The 6,670-nt window shown below is 64.1% G+C and carries 5 protein-coding genes and 1 pseudogene; 4 read left to right on the top strand and 2 right to left on the bottom strand.

The genetic code is table 11. From position 1 onward, the window contains the following. Positions 1-84: 84 nt before the first annotated feature. From parC to AC4FAH_RS09545, 3 genes are all read left to right on the top strand, one after another. Positions 85-2,361, top strand: coding sequence for a DNA topoisomerase IV subunit A (gene parC / locus AC4FAH_RS09555; protein ID WP_286988759.1), 2,277 nt, complete (start codon positions 85-87; stop codon positions 2,359-2,361). 106 nt (positions 2,362-2,467) lie between these two features. Next, complete coding sequence (gene serB / locus AC4FAH_RS09550) at positions 2,468-3,679, top strand: phosphoserine phosphatase SerB (RefSeq protein ID WP_131431580.1); 1,212 nt, start codon at positions 2,468-2,470, stop codon at positions 3,677-3,679. A 239-nt stretch (positions 3,680-3,918) separates the two neighbouring features. Continuing rightward, a complete protein-coding gene (locus AC4FAH_RS09545) occupies positions 3,919-4,167 on the top strand; it encodes a TIGR02647 family protein (RefSeq protein WP_043335179.1) in 249 nt (82 codons plus the stop codon). A 109-nt stretch (positions 4,168-4,276) separates the two neighbouring features. Here the strand turns inward: AC4FAH_RS09545 and AC4FAH_RS09540 are convergent, their stop codons facing one another. Then, positions 4,277-4,636, bottom strand: coding sequence for a 5-carboxymethyl-2-hydroxymuconate Delta-isomerase (locus tag AC4FAH_RS09540; protein WP_043335180.1), 360 nt, complete (start codon positions 4,634-4,636; stop codon positions 4,277-4,279). Between the two features lie 287 nt (positions 4,637-4,923). After that, positions 4,924-5,997 (bottom strand): annotated as a pseudogene (gene epmB / locus AC4FAH_RS09535) (EF-P beta-lysylation protein EpmB); the annotation flags it as partial. A 91-nt stretch (positions 5,998-6,088) separates the two neighbouring features. Here epmB and efp point away from each other — a divergent pair. Beyond that, a complete protein-coding gene (gene efp / locus AC4FAH_RS09530; RefSeq protein WP_043335182.1) occupies positions 6,089-6,655 on the top strand; it encodes an elongation factor P in 567 nt (188 codons plus the stop codon). Positions 6,656-6,670 lie beyond the last annotated feature (15 nt).

Genomic DNA, 6,670 nt, shown 5'->3' with positions numbered 1-6,670 from the left:
GACAAGCTGCGCGACAGCATTCTTTCGGGAGCGCCACAGTCAGGCGCTCCCCGGTTTTACGCTCGTAATCAAGGTCAAGCGCCCATGAGCATGGATATCCAGGTCGCGGAGGGTGACGTCGAACGTCTGGCCCTGCGCGACTACACCGAAAAGGCGTACCTCGACTACTCGATGTACGTGATTCTCGACCGCGCCCTGCCGCATGTCGGCGATGGCATGAAGCCGGTGCAGCGCCGCATCGTCTACGCCATGCGCGAACTGTCCCTGACGGCCAATGCCAAGTACAAGAAGTCGGCGCGTACCGTCGGCGACGTACTGGGCAAGTTCCACCCCCACGGTGACAGCGCCTGTTACGAGGCGATGGTGCTGATGGCGCAGCCGTTCAGCTATCGCTATCCGCTGGTGGATGGCCAGGGCAACTGGGGTAGCCAGGATGACCCCAAGTCCTTCGCGGCGATGCGTTACACCGAATCGCGGCTGTCGAAGTACTCCGAGGTGCTGCTGTCCGAGCTCTCCCAGGGCACCGTCGACTGGGTGCCCAACTTCGATGGCACCATGAACGAGCCCAAGGTGCTGCCGGCGCGTCTGCCCAATGTGCTGCTCAACGGTACCACCGGCATCGCGGTGGGCATGGCGACCGACATCCCGCCGCACAACGTGCATGAAGTCGTGGCCGCCACGCGCCATCTGCTGCGTCATCCGGACTCCGACAGCGATCAGCTGATGGAATATCTGCCGGCACCGGACTTCCCCACCGAGGCGGAGATCATCACGCCGCGCACCGACCTCGCCAAGCTCTACCGCACCGGTCGTGGCAGCGTGAAGATGCGCGCCCGCTATGTGCTGGAAGAGGGCGATATCGTGATCACGGCGCTGCCGTATCAGGTCTCCGGTGCCAAGGTGATCGAGCAGATCGCCGCCCAGATGCAGGCCAAGAAGCTGCCGATGGTCGCGGACCTGCGTGATGAGTCCGACCACGAGAACCCGACGCGCCTGCTGATTCAGCCGCGCTCCAATCGTGTCGATATCGAAGGCCTGATGGCGCACCTGTTCGCCACCACGGACCTCGAGAAGAACGCGCGCGTCAACATGAACGTCATCGATCTCAAGGGGCGCCCGCGGGTGATGGCGCTGCACGAGATGCTGGCCGAGTGGCTGCGCTATCGTCGCGCCACCGTGCGTCGTCGCCTCGAGCATCGTCTGGCCAAGGTCGAGGACCGTCTGCATATCCTCGAGGGTCTGCTGACGGCTTACCTGAATCTCGACGAGGTGATTCGCATCATCCGCGAGGAGGAAGACCCCAAGGCCAGCCTGATCGAGACCTTCCAGCTCTCCGAGCGTCAGGCCGAGGCGATCCTCGAGCTGCGTCTGCGTCACCTGGCGCGTCTTGAAGAGATGAAGCTGCGTGGCGAGCAGGACGAGCTCAAGCGCGAGCGCAAGCACCTCAAGCATCTGCTGGGCAATGACGAGGCACTGACGGACCTGATCGACAGTGAGCTTGAGCAGGCCGCCACCGACTTCGGTGATGCACGTCGCTCGCCGCTGGTCGAGCGCGGCGAAGCCAAGGCGCTGTCGGAAGTCGAGCTGATGGGCGCCGACCCGATCACCGTCGCGCTGTCCGAGAAGGGCTGGATCCGTGCCGCCAAGGGGCATGATATCGACCCCGAAGGCCTGTCCTACAAGGCCGGCGACCGCTTCCATCTGGCGGCGCGCGGCAAGACCAATCAGCCGCTGGTGCTGCTGGATGACACCGGGCGTGCCTACACCCTGGCCGCGCACAATCTGCCCAGTGCACGCGGGCAGGGTGAACCGATCACCGGGCGCATGAATCCAGCGGCGGGGGCGGCGATGGTCGGGCTGCTGCTCGATGCGCCTTCCGCGCGCTATCTGCTGGCCTCCGATGGCGGCTATGGCTTCGTGACCACGCTCGAGCAGCTCACCGGCAAGAACAAGTCCGGCAAGGCGGCACTGACCTTGCCGCGCGGCTGTGCGGTGCTGCCACCGGTCGAGGTGCCGACAGTGCCGGAGGCTACCGATGGCACGCTCACGGCCTTGGAAGTGGCGGTGGTGTCCAACGAAGGGCGCCTGCTGGTCTTCCCGCTCTCCGAGCTGCCCGAGATGTCCAAGGGCAAGGGCAACAAGATGCTGTCGATTCCGGGCGAACGCGCCGCCAACCGCGAGGAGTTCGTGCGCTCGCTGGTGGTCTTGCCCGCCGGCGCGACCCTGGTGGTGCATGCCGGCAAGCGCAAGACCCTGCTCAAGGGGGCGGATCTCGATTATTATCGTGGCGAGCGTGGCCGCCGCGGCAGCAAGCTGCCCAAGGGCTTCCAGAAGGTCGACCGTCTGGCCGTCGATAGTTGAATCCGGGCCGGATGGCCTGGCTTGTTAGCTGAGGTGCGTCGGCGTTGACGCCGACATGTCCCGTGGGCGACACCTTGATGATTCATTGCTCAGGAATGATTTTCCAATGACACAACGTATCTTGATCCGTGCCACCGGTACGGCTCGTCCAGGACAGCTGGCAGGGCTTGGCCAGGCGCTGGCGCGCAGCGGCGCACGACTGCTGGACATCAATCAGAGCGTGACCTTCGGGCTGGTGTCGCTGGAAGCGCTGGTGGCTCTCGGCGCGGAGTCCGACCTGGAGGCCGCGCTGGCCGCCGCCGGTGAACAGCTGGGGCTGGATGTGCAGGCCGTGCAGGTCGGTGCTGAGGAATATGCGCGCTGGAGCCATCAGGCGGAGCGCCCGCGCTGGATTCTGACGCTGCTGGCGCCGTGTCTGCCGGCCGGCATTCTGGCCGAGGTCGGCGGCCTGACGGCCGAATTCGGCATCACCGTCGAGCTGATGCATCGTCTGTCGGGGCGTGAGCCGCTGGATGGCGAGTCACCGGCCGAAGGCGCCTGTGTCGAGTGCTGGCTGCGCCTGCCGGAGAGTGGCACCGACATCAATGCCCTGCGCGAGAAGGCGCTGGCGCTGGGCGCGCTGCACGGTGTCGATATCGCGATCCAGGAAGACGATATCTGGCGTCGGCATCGTCGCCTGATCTGCTTCGACATGGATTCGACGCTGATCCAGACCGAGGTGATCGACGAGCTGGCGCGTCGTCACGGTGTCGGCGAGGAAGTCTCGGAAGTCACCGAGCGGGCCATGCGGGGCGAGCTGGACTTCAAGGAAAGCTTCCGCGAACGCATGAGCAAGCTGGAAGGCCTGGATGAGTCGGTGCTGGCCGATATCGCCGCCAATCTGCCGCTGATGGATGGGGTCGAGCGCCTGATGGCCAACCTCAAGGCGCTGGGCTATCGCACCGCGATCCTGTCCGGCGGCTTCACCTACTTCGCGCGTCATCTTCAGCAGTTGCTGGGCTTCGATGAGATCCACGCCAATGAGCTGGTGATCGTCAATGGCAAGGTCACCGGTGAAGTGCGCGAGCCGATCGTCGATGCCGAGCGCAAGGCGCTGCTGCTGCGCGAGATCGCCGAGCGTCATGGCCTGCGCATGGAGCAGACCATCGCCGTCGGTGACGGTGCCAATGACCTCAAGATGCTGGCCGAGGCGGGGCTGGGCATCGCCTTCCGCGCCAAGCCGCTGGTGCGTGAACAGGCGCGCCAGTCGATCTCGACCCTGGGCCTGGATGCCGTGCTCTACCTGATGGGCTATCGCCAGCAGGATCTCGAGCACTGATCCGTGATTCAGCTGCTGAATGCCTGCGCTGAGTGACAAGCCAGTATGTGAGTGACAACGCCCCCATCGCCGCCGCGATGGGGGCGTTGTCGTCTGGTCATCAGGTCGCAGAATAGTCCCAAAGCAGCAATGCGCTTTCGGGTGTGAGGGCTAGACTGGAGGGGAAGCGCCGACGACTCGTCGCTCGTCAGTTGACGCCATACTGAAACGCCACTCGCCACGCCGTCAGGAGTTTGCCCATGCCGTCACCCTATGACGATGAACTGCACCTGCTGTGCCTGTTTCCGCATGATGCCGCCCTCAAGGGCTTGAAGATTCGCCACGATGCCAGTCCCGACATGGTGGCCGCCGCCGAGCGTCTGCATGCCAAGGGGTTGACCACGCTGCCGGATGGCGGCTATCTGACGTCGGTGGGCCGTGAGGCCGCCGAACACGCCCATCGTCTCAATGACCTGCTTCACGTCCCGATGGCCATGACGGGCACCTGAGTTCGCCCGTTGGCTGAATCGCTGATTGCGAGAAGGAAAAACGCCCCGTGGCTTTCGGTCACGGGGCGTTTTCGTCTGCGGCCTCAGGGGCGGAGAGACACCTGTGCGCTCAGGCCTTGTGCTTGCGATAGGTCGCGCGGGTGATCTCGACGATCTCCACGCTGACTTCGCGGGCCGCCTCGCAGTGAGGCTTGAGGGCCTCCATCAGGATATCCGCCAGGCGCGACTTGTCGTCATCGCTGCGGCCTTCCAGCTGGTGGCAGTGCAGATTGACGAAGCCGTGCTTGTGCGCCAGCGGTGCCTGATTGCCGGCCAGACGCCAGTGGCGCCAGCTTTCCGCGCGCACCTTGATGTCGGTTTCCTTGAACAGGCCACTTTGCATGGCAGCGGCATGCAGGTCATCCATGATCGCGTCCATGTCGAGGCTGGGGGCCAGACTGTCGGCATAATCAATGACGAGATGAGGCATGTGATGGGCTCCTTGAGCGTGGCCACGCCTCTCGGGGCGTGTGCCGATGATGAAATTGGCCAGCGATAGTAGCAAATTTTGTGCAGCACGCCGCCTGTTGTTGCCTCACGCTGCCAGGGCGCCATTCACGCGCTGGCGATGATACCCGTCAGGTTGAGCGAAGATGGCTCGCGCTCGTCACCCGCAGGGGAAGACGCCGAAGGGTCAGTGGTGGCGGCGTCGACTCCCGGATGTGTCTTGGACACTGTGGGCTTGGACAACGTGGGCTTGGACAGAGGGGGCTTGGATAGAGGTGTCTTGGAGCGTCGGCCGGGCACTTCACGTACCAGGCGCGGCATCAGGAAGCCGGGCAGGTGCTCAAGCAGCGCTTCCATCAGGTTGCAGGCCTCTTCATCGCTGACCGCGAAGTGGGCGGCGCCCTGCACGGGGTCGAAGGCATGCAGGTAGTAGGGCAGTACGCCGCACTCGAAGAGGCGCTCGGCGAGGGCCGTCTGCACTTCCACGCTGTCATTGACGCCGCGCAGGATGACTCCCTGATTGAGCAGGGTGACGCCGGCGCTCTTGAGGCGAGTCATGGCGGCAGCGACGGCGTCGTCCAGCTCGTTGGCATGGTTGGTGTGAATGACCAGCACCTTCTGCAGGCGCGTGGCACCCAGCCAGCCGAGCAGCTCGTCATTGACGCGGTCCGGAATCACCACCGGCAGGCGCGTGTGGATGCGCAGGCGCTTGAGATGCGGGATCTCGCCCAGCGACTCCACCAGCCACGCCAGGCGCTTGTCGGGGGAGACCAGCGGGTCGCCGCCGGACAGGATCACCTCGTGGATGCGCTCGTCGGCGCGCAGGTAGTCGAGGATATCCTGCCACTGCGCGCGGCTGGGTTGGTGGTCCTCATAGGGGAAGTGACGGCGGAAGCAGTAGCGGCAGTTGATCGCGCAGCCGCCGCTGGCCATCAGCAGCACCCGGTTGGTGTACTTGTGGATCAGTCCCGGCAGCGGCGTATGCTCGGCCTCTTCCAGCGGATCGGTGACGTAGCCGTCGAGCACATCGGTCTCGGCGTCCAGCGGCAGCACCTGGCGCAGCAGTGGGTCGTCGGGGTCATCGTGACGAATTCGGCTGGCATAGGCCTCGGGAACACGAATCGAGAACAGTTCATGGCCGTCGCGGGCGCCCGGAAGCCATTCGCGCTCCAGCCCCAGGCGCTCCAGCAGAGCCTGTGGAGAGCGGATCACGTCGCGTAGCTGTGCACGCCAGTCATTCGGGGCCGACGGGGCTTCAGCGGCAGATGAGAAGGCCTCTGAGGCACGACTTTCGTGGCTGGTGTGCGGGATGGTATGCAAGGATGCAGGGGTTCGGGTTATCATGCGCATCACTTCTAGTCATGATTGCAGCCAATTGACTGCAATCTGGAATTCATGGCGGGCAAGACCCGTTAACGAGTCGAGAGCGAGCAAGATGGCCAACTATTCTACCAACGAATTCAAGTCCGGTCTGAAAGTGATGCTGGACAATGATCCCTGTGCCATCGTCGATAACGAACTGGTCAAGCCGGGCAAGGGCCAGGCCTTCAACCGCGTCAAGCTGCGCAACCTGAAGACCGGTCGTGTATGGGAGCGTACTTTCAAGTCCGGCGAGAGCATCGAAGCCGCCGATGTCATGGAAGTCGACATGGAATACCTCTACACCGACGGTGAGATGTGGCACTTCATGCGTACCGATGGCTCCTTCGAGCAGTACGCTGTCGATGGCAAGGCGCTGGGCGACACGGTCAAGTGGCTGAAAGAGCAGGTCGTCTACACCATCACGCTGTGGAACGACAACGCGATCGCCGTCACCGCGCCGAACTTCATCGAGCTGGAAGTCGTCGAGACGGACCCGGGCCTCAAGGGCGACACCGCCAACGGTGGCTCCAAGCCGGCGACCCTGTCTTCCGGTGCCGTGGTGCGTGTGCCGCTGTTCATCAACCAGGGCGAAGTCCTCAAGGTTGATACCCGCAGCGCCGAGTACGTGTCTCGCGCCTGAGCCCTTTCGCTCACG

Source organism: Cobetia sp. (genome assembly GCF_983723665.1).
The sequence above is the reverse complement of the archived record's forward strand: the minus strand, read 5'-3'. Positions and strand labels throughout refer to the sequence as shown.

What these genes read in the sequence shown, in the direction of transcription:
- efp (WP_043335182.1), top strand. Translation starts at nt 6,089, where the DNA reads ATGGCCAACTATTCTACCAACGAATTCAAGTCCGGTCTGAAAGTGATG.
- parC (WP_286988759.1), top strand. Translation starts at nt 85, where the DNA reads ATGAGCATGGATATCCAGGTCGCGGAGGGTGACGTCGAACGTCTGGCC.
- serB (WP_131431580.1), top strand. Translation starts at nt 2,468, where the DNA reads ATGACACAACGTATCTTGATCCGTGCCACCGGTACGGCTCGTCCAGGA.
- AC4FAH_RS09545 (WP_043335179.1), top strand. Translation starts at nt 3,919, where the DNA reads ATGCCGTCACCCTATGACGATGAACTGCACCTGCTGTGCCTGTTTCCG.
- AC4FAH_RS09540 (WP_043335180.1), bottom strand. Translation starts at nt 4,636, where the DNA reads ATGCCTCATCTCGTCATTGATTATGCCGACAGTCTGGCCCCCAGCCTC.